16 protein-coding genes are annotated in these 18,460 nt (G+C 41.5%); 7 read left to right on the forward strand and 9 right to left on the reverse strand.

Annotation, left to right across the window (positions count from 1 at the left end; all coding sequences use genetic code 11):
* Positions 1-15: 15 nt before the first annotated feature.
* The 3 genes from HED61_RS00940 to HED61_RS00950 form a co-directional block, all read right to left on the reverse strand.
* A complete protein-coding gene (locus HED61_RS00940) occupies positions 16-930 on the reverse strand; it encodes a carbohydrate ABC transporter permease (protein WP_003128615.1) in 915 nt (304 codons plus the stop codon).
* Between the two features lie 15 nt (positions 931-945).
* Positions 946-1,899: an ABC transporter permease gene (locus HED61_RS00945; protein ID WP_003128614.1), complete on the reverse strand. Its 954-nt coding sequence runs from the start codon at positions 1,897-1,899 to the stop codon at positions 946-948.
* A 78-nt stretch (positions 1,900-1,977) separates the two neighbouring features.
* Positions 1,978-3,321, reverse strand: coding sequence for an alpha-L-fucosidase (locus HED61_RS00950; RefSeq protein ID WP_171917743.1), 1,344 nt, complete (start codon positions 3,319-3,321; stop codon positions 1,978-1,980).
* A gap of 647 nt (positions 3,322-3,968) precedes the next feature.
* Between HED61_RS00950 and HED61_RS00955 the strand changes: the two genes are divergently transcribed.
* The 4 genes from HED61_RS00955 to HED61_RS00970 are packed head-to-tail and all read left to right on the forward strand — an operon-like array spanning position 3,969 to position 8,328.
* Positions 3,969-4,595, forward strand: a complete 627-nt coding sequence (locus tag HED61_RS00955) for a YesL family protein (protein WP_003128609.1) — start codon at positions 3,969-3,971, stop codon at positions 4,593-4,595.
* A gap of 27 nt (positions 4,596-4,622) precedes the next feature.
* The gene (locus tag HED61_RS00960; RefSeq protein ID WP_219645400.1) at positions 4,623-6,485 is read left to right on the forward strand and encodes a beta-N-acetylhexosaminidase; all 1,863 of its coding nucleotides are present in this window, start codon (positions 4,623-4,625) and stop codon (positions 6,483-6,485) included.
* 47 nt (positions 6,486-6,532) lie between these two features.
* Positions 6,533-7,018 carry a hypothetical protein gene (locus tag HED61_RS00965; protein WP_060813083.1) on the forward strand — a complete coding sequence of 162 codons (486 nt, stop codon included), beginning with the start codon at positions 6,533-6,535 and terminating at the stop codon, positions 7,016-7,018.
* A gap of 11 nt (positions 7,019-7,029) precedes the next feature.
* Positions 7,030-8,328 carry an alpha-L-fucosidase gene (locus HED61_RS00970; RefSeq protein ID WP_003128606.1) on the forward strand — a complete coding sequence of 433 codons (1,299 nt, stop codon included), beginning with the start codon at positions 7,030-7,032 and terminating at the stop codon, positions 8,326-8,328.
* A gap of 259 nt (positions 8,329-8,587) precedes the next feature.
* On the opposite strand, the gene HED61_RS00975 is transcribed toward HED61_RS00970, so the two are convergent.
* From HED61_RS00975 to HED61_RS00995, 5 genes are all read right to left on the reverse strand, one after another.
* Positions 8,588-9,880: a family 20 glycosylhydrolase gene (locus HED61_RS00975; protein ID WP_227173511.1), complete on the reverse strand. Its 1,293-nt coding sequence runs from the start codon at positions 9,878-9,880 to the stop codon at positions 8,588-8,590.
* A 29-nt stretch (positions 9,881-9,909) separates the two neighbouring features.
* Positions 9,910-12,168: a helix-turn-helix domain-containing protein gene (locus HED61_RS00980; protein ID WP_138372197.1), complete on the reverse strand. Its 2,259-nt coding sequence runs from the start codon at positions 12,166-12,168 to the stop codon at positions 9,910-9,912.
* Between the two features lie 100 nt (positions 12,169-12,268).
* A complete protein-coding gene (locus HED61_RS00985; protein WP_103300335.1) occupies positions 12,269-13,168 on the reverse strand; it encodes an ROK family protein in 900 nt (299 codons plus the stop codon).
* Positions 13,169-13,396: 228 nt separating this feature from the next.
* A complete protein-coding gene (locus tag HED61_RS00990) occupies positions 13,397-14,560 on the reverse strand; it encodes an AI-2E family transporter (protein ID WP_219645401.1) in 1,164 nt (387 codons plus the stop codon).
* Between the two features lie 11 nt (positions 14,561-14,571).
* On the reverse strand, positions 14,572-14,922 hold the full coding sequence (locus HED61_RS00995) for a PTS glucitol/sorbitol transporter subunit IIA (protein WP_003128600.1): 351 nt from the start codon (positions 14,920-14,922) through the stop codon (positions 14,572-14,574).
* 118 nt (positions 14,923-15,040) lie between these two features.
* On the opposite strand from HED61_RS00995, the gene HED61_RS01000 reads away from it, so the two are divergent.
* The 3 genes from HED61_RS01000 to HED61_RS01010 are packed head-to-tail and all read left to right on the forward strand — an operon-like array spanning position 15,041 to position 16,626.
* Positions 15,041-16,063, forward strand: a complete 1,023-nt coding sequence (locus HED61_RS01000; protein WP_113850222.1) for a lactonase family protein — start codon at positions 15,041-15,043, stop codon at positions 16,061-16,063.
* Positions 16,064-16,084: 21 nt separating this feature from the next.
* Positions 16,085-16,435, forward strand: coding sequence for a hypothetical protein (locus tag HED61_RS01005; RefSeq protein WP_003128598.1), 351 nt, complete (start codon positions 16,085-16,087; stop codon positions 16,433-16,435).
* Between the two features lie 29 nt (positions 16,436-16,464).
* Positions 16,465-16,626 carry a hypothetical protein gene (locus tag HED61_RS01010; protein ID WP_021149110.1) on the forward strand — a complete coding sequence of 54 codons (162 nt, stop codon included), beginning with the start codon at positions 16,465-16,467 and terminating at the stop codon, positions 16,624-16,626.
* A 192-nt stretch (positions 16,627-16,818) separates the two neighbouring features.
* On the opposite strand, the gene HED61_RS01015 is transcribed toward HED61_RS01010, so the two are convergent.
* Positions 16,819-18,366, reverse strand: a complete 1,548-nt coding sequence (locus tag HED61_RS01015; protein ID WP_219645402.1) for a bifunctional metallophosphatase/5'-nucleotidase — start codon at positions 18,364-18,366, stop codon at positions 16,819-16,821.
* Between the last annotated feature and the right edge of the window lie 94 nt (positions 18,367-18,460).

The following is an 18,460-nucleotide window of genomic DNA, read 5'->3' on the forward strand; positions in this document are numbered from 1 at the left end:
TTCCTCCTCTATGTTTTATCCTTTAATTGATCCTACCATCATGCCTTTGACAAAATATTTCTGCAAAAATGGATAGACAATAATGACCGGTAATGATGAAACGATCATGACACCGTATTTGATGACCTCTGCTAACTGTTGCTTGCTGTATAACATACTGGCCATTTCGGAAGTCACATTGCTGACAGTATTTGATGACATATCTTGTAAAATCAAAATTTCCCGTAAAATCATTTGTAATGGATACATGGATTTATCTGACAGATAGATCAATGCGCTGAAGAAACTGTTCCAGTGTCCTACCCCGTAAAAAAGTGCCATAACTGCAATGATTGGCGTAGATAAAGGCAGTACGATCTGCATGAATAAGCGAAAATCCGAGCAGCCATCCACGATTGCCGCTTCTTCCATCTCTCTTGGGATCGTCGTTTGAAAAAAGGTCCGCGTAACGACCACATTATAGACAGAGACAGCTCCTGGGATAACCAAAGCCCAAACCGTATTCAACATCCCTAAGCTGCGGATCAGTAAATAGCTAGGGATCAAGCCCCCAGAAAGAAACATTGTCACTAGCATGAAATTGGTAAAAGCTCTTCTGCCATAGAAATCATCTCTGGAGAGTGCATAAGCACAAGGCAGTGTCACCAACAAATTGATGGATGTTCCTAAAACAGTGTAATAGATCGTATTTAAGTAGCCGCGCCAGATGCTGCTATTGCCTAAGAGAGTTCGATAGCCTTCAAAGGTGACCCCTTTTGGCAATAACCACATTTCCCCCGAGTTGACTAAATGAGGATTTGAAATCGACGCACTAACGATATAGATCAATGGATAGAGAACGATTAGTAATGCTATGGCTAAAAAGAAATAAACAAAAACCAAAAAGATTTTATCTGCACGTGTATCTTTCACTAATGAAGTTGTTTTCATTCCTATACCACCTTTCTATAAGAGACTCGAATCGCTCAGCCGTTTCGCAATCCCGTTGACTAAAATCAAGAGAATTGAATTGATCAACGAGTTGAATAACCCAACAGCTGCTGCAAAACTATATTGTGCATCTAAAAGCCCTTGCTGATAAACGAAGGTTGCAATGACATTCGATGATTCCATATTCAATGGGTTTTGCATCAGAATGATTTTTTCGAATCCCACCGACATCAAACTACCAAAACTCATGATCAGTAAAATCACCATGGTCGGCATTATCGTTGGAATATTGATATACCAAACTCTTTGGAGCCGAGAAGCACCATCGATGGTGGCAGCTTCATGCAGCTGAGTATCCACTCCAGACAATGCTGCCAAGTAAATAACCGATCCCCAACCTGTGCCTTGCCAGACGCCTGATAATACATAGATTGTTTTGAACCACCGCGGTTCAGTCATAAAATTGATTCTTCCCACGCCGATAAAATCTAGAAAGTGATTGATGATCCCAGTGGAAGGAGACAGAAATGCAATAACCATTCCGACCATTACCACTACTGCGATAAAGTTTGGGGCATACGTGACTGTCTGGGTAATTTTTTTGAATGGACCATCCTTGATTTCATTCAAAGCCAGTGCAAGGATGATCGGTAGCGGAAATCCGACGATCAAAGAGTACAAACTGATACCTAATGTATTTTTCATTAGATCCCAGAAGTAATAAGAATCAAAAAAGCGTTGAAAATGTTTGAACCCTACCCAAGGACTTTCGAATATTCCCAAAGAAGGCATATAGTCTTTAAAGGCGATGATCACACCATACATCGGCCCATAAGAAAAAATCAGAATAATCAAAAAAGCAGGCAGGACAAACAAATATAACTGTCGACTCTTTTTTAATTTAGTCTTCATTTCTTTGATTTTACTTTTTGATGCTGACACAGGCTCTCTGATCGTTGTTGTTTCCATTCATACTCCTCCTTGTGTTTTTGGTTTGTATACTAAATATGAAATGAATTCGCTTTCAAAGCAATGTGTATTTTTTCTTCAATGTGTAGAAATGCGAATGCCAACTGCTCCAAGTTCAGGCTGATGCACTTCTGATGAAGCAATATAGGCGTTTTCACCCGTTCCATGAATCGTCAGTGATTGATTGGTTGCTAAATCTGTGATCACGGATTTTTCATTTGCATGGATCTCCTTCAGAAAAATTCGCGGCTGCATATTTGTTGTGATACTGCGAAAGGCATAATGTGTTTTTTGATCTTTGCTATAGGTAAGATGCCAATTCTCCGTCCACGCTTCTGGTCTAGCTCGGGTCTCGTAAATGCCTTCTCCATATTGTTCCAACCAATCACCTACTTCTAGCAGGCGCTGGGTCTCTTCTTTCGTGAAAGTTCCTTCTGGTGTTGGACCCACTCCTAAAATTAAGTTTCCGCCTTTACTGACGACATCGATTAATGTATCGACTAACTCTTGGCTGCTTTTAAAGGTGTCATGGGGAACATAGCCCCAGTCATTGCCTATAGGTATATTACTCTCCCAAACTTTTGTTGGGATTTCTTCTAAAGAAGGAATCTTGCGTTCTGGCGTCACATAATTCTCATGTCTGCCGCCCATCATGCGATCAACAATGATCAATTCTGGCTGGTTTCGCCGGGCAATCTCCGCTAAGCGATCCATCTGTAAATCTTCTTTCCCCTGCCCACACCAGCCGGCATCTAGCCATAGCAAATCCACTTTTCCATAGTTGCCAGTGATTTCATGAATTTGTCGATGAACAAAATCCACATACCGCGACCAGATTTCCGGCTGTTCTAATGGATCATAACTTGCGTGACGCCCTTTGATCGTTTCATCATCCAGCCAATAAAACGGTGAGTACCAGTCCGCCTTAGAATAATAAGCCCCAGTAGCAATACCCGCTTGTTGGAACGAGGCAAAAACTTCTTTTAGGATATCTCGTTTAAAAGGACTCAATTTACCGCCAATTTTGAATTCTGACTCCAGCGTATTGAAGAGATTAAAGCCGTCATGGTGTTTCGTTGTGAACAAACAATACTTGAAGCCAGCTTTTTTACACGTTTCAGCCCACTGATCAGTATCTAATTCTATCGGTGCAAACGCTTTGATCAGTTGCCAATAATCAAGACGCAATGTGTTGATATCTTCTCGATAAGCTTTATTTTCCCTTGCCCATTCATCTTTTTCTGATAGTTGCCATGATTCAACGATACCCGCTTGTGCGTATAAGCCATAATGGAAAATTACCCCAAATTTTAAATCTTGGAACCATTCCAAACGCTTCGCCAGCATCTCTGACTCAGGATACCAACGATCATCCTGCTTACTGTTTTTCGCAGACTCAATGTCCCCACGAATTGTTGTCAATTTATCCAACCCCTTTCGCCACTAATCTAACGAGAAAATAAAGCGCTATCAATATGTAGTTTCAGCAGCTATGTCAAACTTTATTTTTTTGTAACAAAAGAGCACTCTTTTTAAGAAACACACCACTTCAATTGAAGTTTTAGCTTACGGTATCAGACGCCATGTTCACTCTAGCAATTTCGCCTTTCTCATTTGTAAGAAAACTGCGGGCTAGCGCTCCTCGTTGTACTTTTCTCTTTATCTAGAAGACTTGCTCCTGCGGGCTAGCGCTCCTCGTCGTACTTTTCTCTTTATTTAGAAAACTTGCTCCTGCGAGCTAGCGCTCCTCGTTGTACTTTTCTCTTTATCTAGAAAACTTGCTCCTGCGGGCTGGCGCTCCTCGTTGTACTTTTCTCTTTATTAGAAAACTTGCTCCTACGGGCTGGCGCTCCTCGTCGTACTTTTCTCTTTATCTAGAAGACTTGCTCCTGCGGGCTAGCGCTCCTCGTCGCAATCGAATGTTTTCAAAAGATAGCTTTAGGAAGGTGTATGTATTAGCTGGTTCGGCTATGTAATTTTTTGAATACGCTTTCTAAAAGGTCCATTTCTTGCTACTATTTGGCTAGTAGTGTTCTACTTTTTATCAATTAGTTAAAAGAGGTGTGTCCATGAAACAATCACGAGGGTTATTTGATCTATCTTACCGTTTGGGTGACTATTTGCTGATGGTGATTCGATTGCATTTTTTGTGGTTCTTTTTTGTCTTACGGGGGGGAATCATTTTTGGCTTCTTTCCAGCGACGGCTACTGTTATTCGCTATTTCTTTGAATTATTTGCAAAAAAACCACTGCCTGCCGAACTTTATAGTTGGTTCAAACAACAAACAGCCAAAAATTTTTGGCGTAGTAATCAACTAGGTTTGCTGCAAATGGCGATCTTGCTGCTGCTATGGATCGAGCTGCGGATCTCCAGTACATTCTTGCAAAATGCCTTTCTCCATTTCGGATTGACGGTACTCTTTATCAGCGGTTTGCTCATCAGCTTTTATTTGCTGCCGGTCTTTGTCCGCTACCATCTTCCTTTTTGGGTCTATTTCAGGAATGCGTTTCTTTTAATGATCGTTAGTGTGCCACAAACGATTGCCATGATCTTAGGTGTGTTTTTGGTTACATTCGCCGCTACCTTTTTGCCGATTTTGTTATTCATTGCCTTCATCCCTTTGCTTCTCTGGCCAATCAGTTGGTTCGCCTATCAAGCGATCCAAAAAACAGAGTTGCTAACAAATGAACACTGACGATTTTTTACTAAAGGAGAGTGAATCATGGAGATAAAGATTGTCACCAACGAAGACGTCGCCGCTTTTTTTCAAATCGTTGCTCCTGAACTTGGCTTGTCACTATCAGAAACCGGCAAACCGCTTGAATTGATCCGCCGAAAAGGATCATTGAAAATCATTTCCAATACAGAAAAAGCCACGATTTACTATCAGGAAAAAGCCCATTTATTTCGAGGGCTCCTTCTATGGATGCAAGCAGATACCGATTTTGTCCACGAAGAGACTCCGCAATTTGACCAAATCGGTCCTATGATCGATTTATCTCGAAATGCAGTACTGACAGTACCTCAGTTGAAACGTTTCATTTTGTTGAGCAGTAAAATGGGGCTCAACAGTCTCATGCTATATATGGAAGATACTTACGAAATTCCTGAATATCCTTATTTTGGTCATTTACGAGGGAGATACAGTCAATCTGACTTGCGAGAATTGGACCATTACGCTGACCAATTAGGCGTTACATTAGTTCCTGCGATCCAAACACTCGCTCATTTGACAAATCCATTAAAGTGGCATTTTGCCAAAGAGATACGTGACACGGAAGACATTCTGCTAGTTGGTGAGCCCAAAACTTACATTTTTCTTGAAGCCGCTCTTCGTTCCATTCGCAGCTGCTTCAAAACAAATAAAATCCATATTGGTATGGATGAAGCACACCAATTAGGAAAAGGCCGTTACCTCGAACACAATGGTTTAGAAGATCGCTTTGCCATCATGATTAAACATTTAAAACACGTCATCACTCTCTGTGAACAGCTACAGCTAGAACCCATGATGTGGAGTGACATGTTCTTTCGGATCGGTTCTCCAACAGGCGATTACTATGATCCAGCAGTCGTCATTCCTCCAGAAGTCATTCAGCAAATTCCAGCGGTCAACATGGTGTACTGGGATTATTATCATCATGATTTTCAAACGTATCAACGACTGTTTGCTGAACATAAAAAGCTAAACCAACCCACAGTATTTGCTGGCGGTATTTGGACATGGAATGGACTGGCACCCAATTATGGCAAAACCATCGCTACAATGAAGCAAGCATTAAGAAGTGCCAAAGCAAATGGCATCACTGAAGTCTATGCTACCTTATGGGGAGATGACGGCGCAGAGACCCCGATGATTGCCAGCTTGTTAGGTCTACAATTATTTAGCGAGGCCCAGTTTTATGCCACGCCATCGCGGGAGATTGTCACAGATCACTTAAAACTATTTCATGGATCACAAGCAGAAGATTTTCTTTTGCTGGATCTTTTTGACCAAACTCCCGGTGTTGCTGCCGAAAATCCTTCTGGATCAAATCCAAGTAAATTATTGCTTTATCAAGATATTCTTTATGGCCTTTATGAAAAGTCATTCAGAGAGGTACCATTGACCCAACATTATGAGGAACTGACCCAACGATTGGCCGCAGTCACGGGGACACAGGACACACAACGGATGTTCCGCTTTTATCACCAATTAGCGGTGGTACTAGCTTTGAAAGCTTCTTTGAGTCCCTGGATCTCAGAAGCCTATCATGAAAAAAACCGTGAGAACCTTCAAAAAGCCCTTGAGATGATTCAGCGCTATCAGCAGGAATTACAGCACTTGCATCAATCTCATCGAGATCTGTGGTTTGAATGGAACCGCCCCTTTGGGTTTGAAGTGATCGATCTTCGCTACGGCGCTCTATCTAAACGTGCCGAGATGGCACAATGGCGTTTGCAGAACTATTTGGATGGTCACATCACTAGATTACCAGAACTAGAGATGCCACTGTTGCCAGTAGATGATCCCTCAAGTATCGGCAGTTTGGGAAGAAATCTTTTCCATGGCATTTATAGTGCCAGCAAGATATCTGATGTATAAGTACAAAAAAAGTACAAAAAATAGTGCAGAAAACAAGGAGGATTTGCATGAAAAAAAAGAGTTATCCCTTATTTTTCGTTGGTTTACTTTTCATTTGCGGTCTATTTTTTTATCAACAGACAACTTCTCGTTCAGCAGAAACCACTGTAGCGCGTTTGCAAGTTACAGGAGCCGTTACAGATTCTTCTGCAGCACAAGCGTGTCTGACCGTACTAAAGCAAAACCTGCAGGCAGCCACCCAGAAAGACGTTGAGGGCTACACAGCGACCCTTGTTACTTCTGCCAGAGAATCTACGGCAAAGGAAATGCACGCTTTTTTTGCGAAATATGATTTGACTCATGAACTCTTGTCTTTTGAAGTTGTCAAACAAGAAGCAGACTCCATGCTGGTAGCTGCACAGCAAAAAACAGTGAATCAAGGACAGAATGACTATCGCGACCATATTACCCAAGCCCATCATACCTTTGTGCTCGAGAATGGGCAGTGGAAGATTAAAGAAACGGTTATGACAAATACCGAATTCATTGATTAAGGAGTATCTCTATGAAAACATTTCAGAATTGGCCTGATCATTACCCCGATCCTAGCTGGTTTATTCATGATCGGTTTGGGTTGTTCATTCATTTTGGCTTATTTAGTATTGGTGCACGCCACGAATGGTTTATGACCACCGAAGAAATTGCCCCCGAAACTTATCGAGAAACTTATTTCGACCAATTTAATCCCAATTTATTTGATGCTGCTGTTTGGGCCCAAACAGCTAAAGATTGCGGTGTTCAATATATAGTCTTTACTACGAAACATCATGAAGGGTTCGCCCTATGGGATAGTGAATGGACCGATTATAAAGTCACCAATACACCCTTTAAGCGAGATTTACTCGCAGAATTATTGCCTGCGTTTCGTGATGTGGGAATCAAAATCGGACTCTATCATTCGCTGATTGACTGGTACCACCCTCATTTTACGATTGATGGATTGCATCCTCAAAGAAGTGACTTAGCCGCTCGAGAGTCCAATTCTCAACGGGATATGCTTATTTATCAAGATTTCATTGCTGGTCAAGTGACCGAACTATTGACTCAGTATGGCAGGATCGATTATATGTGGTTCGACTTTCCTTACAGTCATCGTGATTGGGGCTGGTCTAAAGGAAAAGGAGCAGAAGACTGGGACAGTTCGCGACTGGAAAAAATCTGTCGGACACTCCAACCGGATATGCTGATCAATGATCGCTTGGAACTTGGTCGGGGAATTACCACCCCTGAACAATTTCAACCAGAAAAACCACTGGAAAAAGACGGTTTACCTGTTCTTTGGGAAGCCTGTCAGACAATGTACGGGACTTGGGGCTATGATCGCGATGCGTTGGAATGGAAATCAAGTGATATGTTGGTGAAAATGTTGATCGATACGGTTTCAAAAGGGGGTAATTTTTTATTGAACATTGGTCCTAATCCCCGAGGAGAGATCGACCCGCGGGCAGTCAAACGAATGCAGGCGATTGGTGCATGGATACGGCTGCATAAAGAAGCTATCATCGATTGTGGTCCTAGTAAATACCCGGTACCTAAAGATTGTCGTTATACTCAAAATGGCAAGAAACTCTATTTGCATGTATATAGCTATCCCTTCAAACATATTCATTTGCCGGAAATTGCTGATCAAGTTCGCTTTATCCGCTTCTTGCATGATGGCTCTGAAATTTTTTATCGTGGCTTTGATCCTAATGAAGTCATCACTTCTACGGAAGCTGTCATTGCTCCTAATGATCTAGTCGTCACGCTGCCGGTAGTGCCACCTAATGTTCTCATTCCAGTCCTTGAGATTACATTGAAGTGAAAAGAGTAGAACAAAGAATACCGTAAAGCGCTAGACAATATCTCTAGCAAATAGACGGCAGACAGTAAATCTTCCTCGCAAACCCACGACGAAGATTCACTAGACTGCCGTCTACTATTTAAGTACTTGCTTTAAATACTCGCTTTAGATACTCGCTTTAGATACTCGCTTTAGGTATTCTCTCCATGTATTCTTCTTAGGAATCTCTTCTTATCGTCCACTTTAAAACAAGTCACGTTTTCCTAGAGAACGTTTCGCTTTACTGCTCTTTAGTCAACAACGACTGCCATTTCTGAAATAGTTGGCTAAAGGTTTCTTTCCCTGGATCTGTTTCTTCATAAACTTTTAGGCTAATGATAGCTTGCAGCCAAAAAGCTTCTGTGATCACTGCCGCACCTTCTTTTGCATCTGGGATATCTGCCCAAATCGCTAATGCGATCGCTGGGGTTTGTGCTAGTTGTTCTTGGGTCACTTGCTGTCCGTTGGCAAAAGTCGTTAATGTAAACTCATCGCTTATTTTTTCATAGGTCGGATACGTATACCCTGCAGCTTCACCTACTACATAATAAAAGAAATTGTCATTGTGATTGATCACAGAATAGCCTTTGTCAAAATAAAGAGCGACTGGTGCCATATTTTGATTCCAGCGTGTCCAATAGGAAATCTCACAGTTTTTCGTTAAGGAAAGCTGTTCCTTTCGATTCAAGCGATAAAACCCATCATTCCATACACGAACAACAAAACCTAAGTCAGTCACATAGTCCACCAAATCATTCACATATGCAATGAATACTTCAATCCCACTTGCTTCTGGTCCATATGCTTCTTTGGCAGCTTCAACTAAAGTCGGAAACTCTTCTAGACGGTCAAAATCAACAAATTCATCCGCACCAATATGGAAATAATGGCTGTCTACAAATAGCTCTGCATATTCTTTGTAGATCTCTCGGATGAAAGCGACAGCCTCTTGGTCAAGAATGTTCAATGCCCTAGCATCGACCCCACCAGTCGCGTTAGGTAAACACCATTCGGGATGGGTGGCTAAAACTTGCTTGAGATGTCCTGGGGAGTCAAAATCAGGAATGATCTCGATACCGTAACCTTTGGCATATGTGATTAGTTCTCGGATCTCTGTTTTTGTTAAATGTTCGGTTGATACAATCTCCGGAAAACGTTCAGACTCGATTCGAAATCCTTCATTTTCTGAAAAATGGACTTGCAAATGGGTGAACTGAAAAAAAGCCATACTGTGAACGAGTGCTTTTAGTTCTTTTAAGGAAAAATATTTGCGGCCAATATCGATCATTAGGCAGCGCTCCTTGATTTGGGCGGTGTAGCTGTTTTTTTGTTGTTTCTTCGTCACTTGATTCAAATAGTAGGTTGTCAGACCATAAAATAATTGCTGGGGATCTTTCGCAGTAATCGTTTTTTGTTCCTCATCAAGAATAAAATCTGCCGTTAGTGCAGGTTCGATCTTAATTTTTGGTTCCTCTTCTAATGAGACACCAATAGAAGTATAAAGTTCTCTCGCTTTTTGAGTCATTTCTTTCATTGTCACATTTCCCTTCATTTTTCGCATTTTCAGCGTTTTTGGTTGATTTTGCGATATTGTCCTGGTGTTACACCAACGATCGTTCGAAACTTACGCGTATAGTTCGAGACATCATAATAACCGTTGTCCCGAATGATTTCTTTGATCGGTAGATCGGTTTCGACTAATTCTTGTTTGATTTTTTCTAACCGCAGTTCTTGGATATACTTAGAAAATGTTTTGCCACTTTCTTTTTTCACAAATCGGCTAATATAAGAGACAGATACTTTAAATTCTTCCGCAATAGATTCCAATGACAGCTGAGAAGACTGAAAGTTTGCTTTGATGTAAGCAAAAATCGTTTCATTCAACTCCGATTCTTGATTTTGTGGTCGATCCCTCACTTTTTCGCAAATATGCTGGACCAATTGTTGCAACACCGTTCCTAGCTGCATCAGAGTGGTAAAATCTGCATGTTCGGCTGCAAATAGCAAAATCTCCTCTCCCACTAATTCGCCTCCCGTTTGTGCAACCGTATTCAATAAATAATAGCCATACATCTTTTGGACCGGCTGAGATCGTTGTTTACTTAACCCGTCTTTGATTAACCAATGCACCGTTTCAATTGCGATATCGCTATTTCCTTGATTCAATGCTTGGATCAGTTTTAATTTTTGACTGTCGGGATACTGGATCGCCGAGCGTTGTTCTTCTGCGGAAATTTCAAGGTAATAAATGATTTGCTGGTTGTTACTGACATGATAATCCAATGCAGCTAATCCTTCAATATAAGATTCATTGATAGCCGTCAATTCATTGACGATGGTTCCCACCCCAATTGCTGGAAGCAGTCCAATCGCAGCTGCTATTTTTGCCGCGACTTCTTGAACGATCTCTTCCTGTTGGTATCTGTGATCAAATCCCACAGTCAATGCGATCACTTCAGTGGAAAGGATCTCGGTGGCGTAGGCTGTGTACCCTTGGCTGCTGATTTCTTCAATATAGTCAATCAGAAAACAGCTCTCGCCGGCTTTATATTTTGAAGCCACGGTTTTGGTATCGATCGTGATGACAAAATAATTGTCCGCAGGAAAATGAATATGAACGGCTTCGATCAGCCTTGCAACTTCTTGTTCCGAACGCAGACGACCGCTCATCAGCTTTCTAAGAACTTGTTCTCGAGCATGCGGCGTCTGCATCTGGATTTCTTTATGCAGTTCCTGCTGTTCTTCTAAAACAGCAGCCAATGTATTATGAACATCATCCATCGAATTGACCGACATCTCCATATCTTTATGGAATTCTCGAACCAAATGTTCGATTTTGCGGATCGGTCGATAATTTCTGATCCCCATTAATGTAACAGCAATGATCCCCACGAATAGAATACACATAAAAATAAGAATGAAATGTTCTTGAACGCGATTGACCAGCGATAATGCTTGTGATGGATTGGTTACCGATACCACTGAGATATGCAGTTCCTCATTGGGAATTGATTGAACGAGGTACTTTTGCTGATTAAACTGAAAGGTGTCCTGAGTGGTGATCTGAGCCATTTCTTGGGGATCATTCAAAAAAACTGTCAAATCGTTATGATTTGTGCTAGCTAAAATCTGAAACTCATCATTGATCAAATAATTCGTACTCGCACCATCACTATTGGTCAAGTCCAGCATTTTTGCTAAGCTGGCTTCTTTGATCTCATAAATAGCTGCTCCATAGACAGTCAGTTCATCATTTTGTAACGGCACAATGTAGAAGAATCGGGAATGATGCCGTGCCAATGATGCCCCTTCGATAGTCAGCAACGTTGGATAAGCTTTCTCTAGCTGATCGATCAGCTGTCCTTGCTGCATATCATTATCTGGGATTACTTTTTCTAAGAAACCTTCGACGGATAATTTGCCAATCGAAGAAAAAAAGTTCTCCGGTTCTTCTTTATAGTATAAATAAACTTCTTCGACAAACTCATTCGTGATCTTGTAGGTTTGTAGGCTTGCTTTGCCTTCCTTTGAATAATAGGGATGGGTCAAAAAATTTAATGAGAGTTGATGGTCATCCGTCATTTTCTGGGTCAGGTAGTTCAATTGAAGGAAGTTGTTCTCTAAGGAGTATTTCAATTGAATCAACTGATTCTTTGCCGTTAATGCAACCTGTTCATTGATACTTTTGACAGAAGTCGCATACCAAATCCACGAGACCGTTAAAAAGGGGATCAGGAATACCAGCAAGTAGGAACTGATTGAGCGCGCGATCCCTCTGAACGTGTTTTGCCCGTTTTGATCGTAAAACTTTTTCACTTTTATCACCTGACCCTTGTTTCATTCGCTGCAATTTAAACGCTTACATAATAAAAAAATAGAGACTATTTTTTTATTACATTTTTATCTTAGAATTGCAACTGTTTTAGCTAGTTTTCATTTCAAAAGTTTGCAGTAACCAATTGTAGCAAGCACCAATTAAATTGGACTCATTCCCAAACTGGCAACAGGCAACATTTGGCAATCGAACTGTACTAGGAATCTGCGCTGCAATCTGCTGAATCTTCTTTTCTAATAGCGGCAGTAAAAAGTCGCTTTCACTGATTCCGCCTCCAATCAAAACAATTTCTGGATCAAGAATGTATTGTAGGTTGTAGCAGGCCACGGCTAGCTTTTCAATAAAGCGATCCACCCAAATCGTCACTGCCGGATCGTTTTGCTGGTAGTAAGCAACAACTTTATACCCATCAATCGAGGGATCTTTTTTTTCGGCTGCAACTTGTTCTACCAATGTTCTTGTTGCACCGGCAATACTCCAAATTTCCCAATCTTTCTTTTCGACTTCAGGAAACAGCATATAACCAAACTCGCCAGCTAAAAAGTGTTTGCCACGAATCAACTGGTTATCGACCATCAATCCGCCTCCCACAGAGGTACCTAAAACAATGACAGCAAAACTGCTAGCGCCTCTTCCTCTTCCCAGCCATTTTTCTGCTAAAAGCGCGCAATTGCCATCATTCTCCGCGATGACGGGTTTTTGATAATAGTCCGTTAAGAAAGAAACCATGCGATTACCAAATCCCTCATAAAGCGGTGAATCCATCCCAATCTGTTGTGTCACTGGATCGACTAATCCTGTCGTACTAATAGCAATTCCGGAAAAGTCTTTTGGATAGTCATTATCAATATGTGAAATCAATCGGTCGATCACAGTTGAATAGTCTTTATTCATCGGAAAGCTTCCTAATTGTATTCTTTCTCCGTGACTATTCAACAACCCCGTCTTGATCATTGTCCCTCCGATATCTACTGCAAGAATCTTCATTCCAACGCTCCTTTGCTTGTATGTGCTTTCAGTATAAGCATTCTCTAGAAACAGAAGCTATATGTTTTTCTTGCAACTATGTGTCAAAAATCGCACATAACAAAAAGGCTGAAGCAATTCGCTCCAGCCTTCTAAATTCAGCTTTTTTATACTCCGATAAAAAACTAGAAAAATGTGTGAGTCAGTGTGATTTTCACAAAGATCTTTCGTCAAAAAATTTTCTTCGAACTATTCTTGCTGAACATCGCTTTCCGTTTCTTCTTCATACAAACTCGATACGGTCGTATACCATTCAAAAATATGGGTAATGATCACTTTTGCCGCAGCATATACTGGGATCCCCAGAATCACGCCGACAAGTCCGAAGAGTTTACCCGAAGTCAGCAATACTAATAAAATCGTCACGGGATGGATCGACAACTCGTTTCCTAAAACGAGTGGTGAGATCAATCGCCCTTCAATAGTCTGTTCGATCACAAAGACGACCAGGACTTTCACCAACAGGACAGGACCACCGACGATACCCAAAAAGACCGCCGGAACCATCGCTAGAAAAGAGCCTAGGTATGGAATCAAGTTCAAAAAGCCAGCTACGATCCCTAATGTGATGGCATAATCTAGGCCGATCAAACTAAAACCGACCATAAACATGATGGCTACTGCAAATGCGACTGTTAGTTGCCCGCGAATATAAGAAGAAACTTGATCATTCATCTCTTTTAAAACCGTCAATGATGGTTTACGCATTTTTGTCGGCAAAAATTTCACGAAATAAGGTGCTAACTGTCGTCCATCTTTTAAAAGATAAAAGAGAATAAACGGCATCGTTATGACAGCCAATACCACCGTTGCAACGGCCCCAAAAAAGCTGCCGATATTTTGAATCGTGCTCCGTGATAAGTTTTGAATGATGTCGGTCATTGATGCAATCAACTTCTCATTAGATGCTTCCAATTGATCTTGAACTTGTGAGAAAATCGGATCGGACAAAATCTCATTGACTTTATTTTCAATGATATCCAAATATCCGGGCAAATTCTCAACGAAACTCATGGACTGTTCTTGGATCTTCGGCACAATCACCACAACGCCCCAGACGATCAATCCGATGACCAAAATAAAAAGACCGAAAATACTATAGATGCGTTTGATTCCCTTTCGTTCCAGATAATCAACCGCAGGATTCATCAAGTAATACAAAATCCCCGCCAAAATGATTGGCAATCCAACAATCGCCAGAAATTGCCAAATTGGCTCAAATAGATAGGATACTTTCGTAAACATAAACAAGATCAATAAGACGAGTAGAACCACTAATAGACTCGTGACTGCTTGATTATTTAAAAACCACTTCCAAAACCAGGACAAAGGGCGCTTCTCTGTTTCCTTCATTTCCCCGCCTCCTACTTGTAGATAACTTTCATACCAACTTCAAGGGTCGGCAAATTGAAAGGTTCTAAATAGATAGCGCTGGTCAGTTGCTCTTCGGGTACTTCATCGAAGATAAATGTCACATGCTGGATCGTTTGCAAAATTTGATTTGCGATAGGACCGACATGTGTCACGGTGTACGACTGATCCCCAAAAATAAGTGTATCGCCGTTTTCTACGACCAAATCTTGAGAATCTGGAATCGATTGGATCACTGAATACTCCCTTAAGATCTCTGTTGCTTGGTCGCCGAAAAAAATCAGCATTTTTTCTTTTTGATCGATCGCTTGTGGCCCAATCGCTTTGATTGTTCCTTGTTTCATACAACAACCTCCCCTTTATGTTCTTTTTTTATTATAACATAAGAAGTTTTTCTATCCGCCCATTTCCGCATTCTATGGTAGAATTAATAAGAAATCAAACTATTAGGAGGCTTTTTTTATGTTGCAAACGATCTACCTAGGCACTTATACGCGTCGCGAAAGTAAAGGGATCTATTCGATCACTTTAGATACAGAAAAAGAACAATTGGTCGACTTGACCTTGCGTGCGGAAGAAAAGAGCCCAACGTATCTTGCCCGCAGTAAAAAAGAAAGAGTTTATACTGTGACCGAAGTTGATGGCGCAGGCGGTTGTGGTGCTTATACGCCTGAATTTGAGTTGTTGAATACTGTGACCGAAGAAGGCGCACCATTGTGTTATGTAGCAGTAGATGAACCTCGTCAACTTGCTTATGGTGCTAATTATCATAAAGGTGAAGTAAACGTCTACAAAATATTGGCGGACGGCAGTATTGAAGCCACTGATCACATCTATCATGATGAACCTGTTGGTCCTCACGAAAATCAAGACAACCCTCATGTACACTACACAGACTTAACGCCGGATCAACGCTTAGCTGTATGTGATCTTGGAACAGACCGTGTGTATACGTATGACGTTTCTGCTGAAGGAAAATTAACAGAAGCGGCTGTTTATGTTGCAGCTGCCGGAACAGGCCCTCGTCATTTAGTGTTCCATCCTAACCACCAATATGCTTATCTGGTAGGAGAACTGGACAGCTCTTTGACTGTTTTACGCTACAATGAAGCTGATGGCAGCTTTGAAGAAATCCAAAAAGTACCGACTTTACCAGAAGATTTCACCGACTTTAATAGTGGGGCTGCTGTCCGAGTATCAAAAGATGGACGTTTCGTTTATTCATCCAATCGTGGACACAACTCTCTCGTTGTCTTTGAAGTAACTGAAGATGGCGCTGGATTGAATTTCATTCAACGTCTATCAACGGAAGGTGACTTCCCGCGAGACTTTGACTTGGACCCAACCAACGAATTCTTAGTTTGTGCCAATCAAAATTCCGACAACTTGACTTTGTACCGTCGCAACGCCGAAACTGGTGAACTCACTACTATTCAAAAAGACGTTTACGCGCCTGAATGTGTTTGTGTCTTATTTGAAAAATAAAACGATCAGGAGGACTCCCCCATGTTTGATAAAACACCCATCGAGCTTTTACTGAAAGATTTTTCAAATATTTATAATAAGTGCCAGTCAACTTATGAATTGGTCACTAGCCGCCGTTACAATGAAGCCCTCGTCTTATTGACTACGGCTGAAACCTATGCCATTGCAGAAAAAGCCTATATTCGTTGTGATACCTTTAAAGAATTGCAAACATCCGAAGTTACTGGCTTCTTTGATGCTTTTGAGATTTACTATTTTGAATTGAAACAAGTCCTTTTCCATGATGACGATGACTTTGTTTCTCTTAAAAGTCGTTTGGAAAAAATGAAAGAAATGTATGAAGCATTGACAGCCGCATTCAATTTGTTATGATGGTACCAAATAGACGAAAAGGTGATCTCATGAACCAAGAAGAAGTGCTTGAGCGCTTAAAAGAAGAGTTAGAACTTCCTTTTTTCCAAGCAAAATTAGAGGAAAAAAACTATAGCGAAGAAGACTATCAGCAGGTAAAAGCCGATTTGATTCGCTACTTCGATGAATATGTCCGCAATGTAGAAAACTAATCTGATTTTCTTTTACAAGAACATAGAAAGGGTCTGTGTCATAAGTAGCAACTAGACAAGACGATCCGAGGATAACTGGGTGTCATCCATCGTCTATTGGCGATGGAAACTTGCTGAAGCGCAAGCACAGTCTCATTCTCCTCGGAATCGTTCGTTTGTTGCATGACTTATGTCACAGCCCTTTTTGGCTTTTTAGTACACGATTTTGAAATTCTGATTCGTCTCAGCTTCTAGTACTGGGTGTTGTTTCAAATAATCAGCAATCAATTCAGTCATATCCACTTGGATCTCCCGTACAATTTTGTCGGCTGTAAACATCGCGTAATTCCCACCGCCTACCGCTCGGTATTGATTTACGACAACTTCCAGCTCCTGTTCCGGCGTGATAGGCTCATTATGGAACAACAAGCGTGTGATTCGTTTGCCAACTGGCTGGTTCATATCAATCGTATAGTCGATTCCTTCGTATATATCATAATTGTAGTATTGCGGTTTCGGCTCGATAAAAGCTGGATTAAAGACGATTTTTCCTGCTTCGACGGCTAAGTAATTCGCTGTCTGTTCCAACGCAAGACGCAACTCTGCTCCGGTCACTTTTACGACAGCCAATGTATTAGGATAAATATAATTCGTGATGACATCCCGCATCGTGATCGTTGTACCGAAGCCTTTCCCTTCATTATTGAAGAGCGCTGTCCCAGATATTTCCGCTCCGCTGGCAGCCATCTGAACGCGATTGATAAATTCCACGTATGGATGTTCCACGATCCGTGCCTGCATCGGATCAGTAATTCGCATATCCCCGTTCACTTTCCCTAGCGGCTGATCCAACCAGCTTTCCAATTCCGTCTCAATTGGTTCGATCATTGCCAAAATTGCTTCATCGGCTGAAACTTCTGCCACTGAATGCAATGTCGCTTGTTGATCCGTAATCACTGTTTGTCCCTCTTTTTTCTCTATTGTTAATTGGATTCGGCCAATTTGGCTGCCCCGATAACCTGGCTGGACCACAGGGACCCCATTGACAATGGCGGCGATTTCCCGATGTTGGTGTCCAGTAAAGAAAGCGTCAATCCCCGGCACCTCTTGCAGTAACTCATAGCCTTCATTCTCTCCGGTCAACAATTCGGTGGCTTCACCGGTTACCAAATCTTTCTCAAAACCGCCATGATAGCTGACGATGACAAGATCTGCTTGTTTTCTTAGCTCTGGCACATATTTTTTTGCCGTTTGGATAATGCTTTCGAACCGCATCCCCTTGATGGTAGCTGGTTGTTCCCAATGAGGAATATACTGGGTCACCAATCCCAACACCGCAATCTTAATCCCATCTTTTTCAAGGATCGTATAGGCTTTGCCGAAATAGGGCTGTCCCTCTTCATTTAAGATGTTCGCTGCTAAAACAGGGGATTGATAACTAGCGATTGCCTCTTGAAGATACGTTAATCCATAATTAAATTCATGGTTTCCTAAAACATGGACATCGTATGCCATGTGATTGATCACTTTGGTCAATTCTGCTACCGGATGCTGGCTTTTGGCAATATAATAACTCAGTGGGGATCCTTGGATAAAATCGCCATTTTCGATCATTACAACAGGACCATCGGCTTCGGCTTTTAACTGCTTTAGTTTCGTTGCGACTTTCGCTGCCCCAATAGCCAGATCGTGGTCGTCGGCGAAATTAGTTGGGTAGACATAGCCGTGCATGTCGCTGGTTTCAAGAAAGGTGATTTGCATTTTCTCATTACTCCTCTAACATTTATGTAAAAGAGACCGCAGGGATATCTGACGGTCTCTTTCGGGTTGATAGGGTCATTGTCTGGCCCTTTTA

It is taken from the genome of Enterococcus gallinarum, assembly GCF_021496385.1.
Lineage (GTDB): Bacteria > Bacillota > Bacilli > Lactobacillales > Enterococcaceae > Enterococcus_D > Enterococcus_D gallinarum.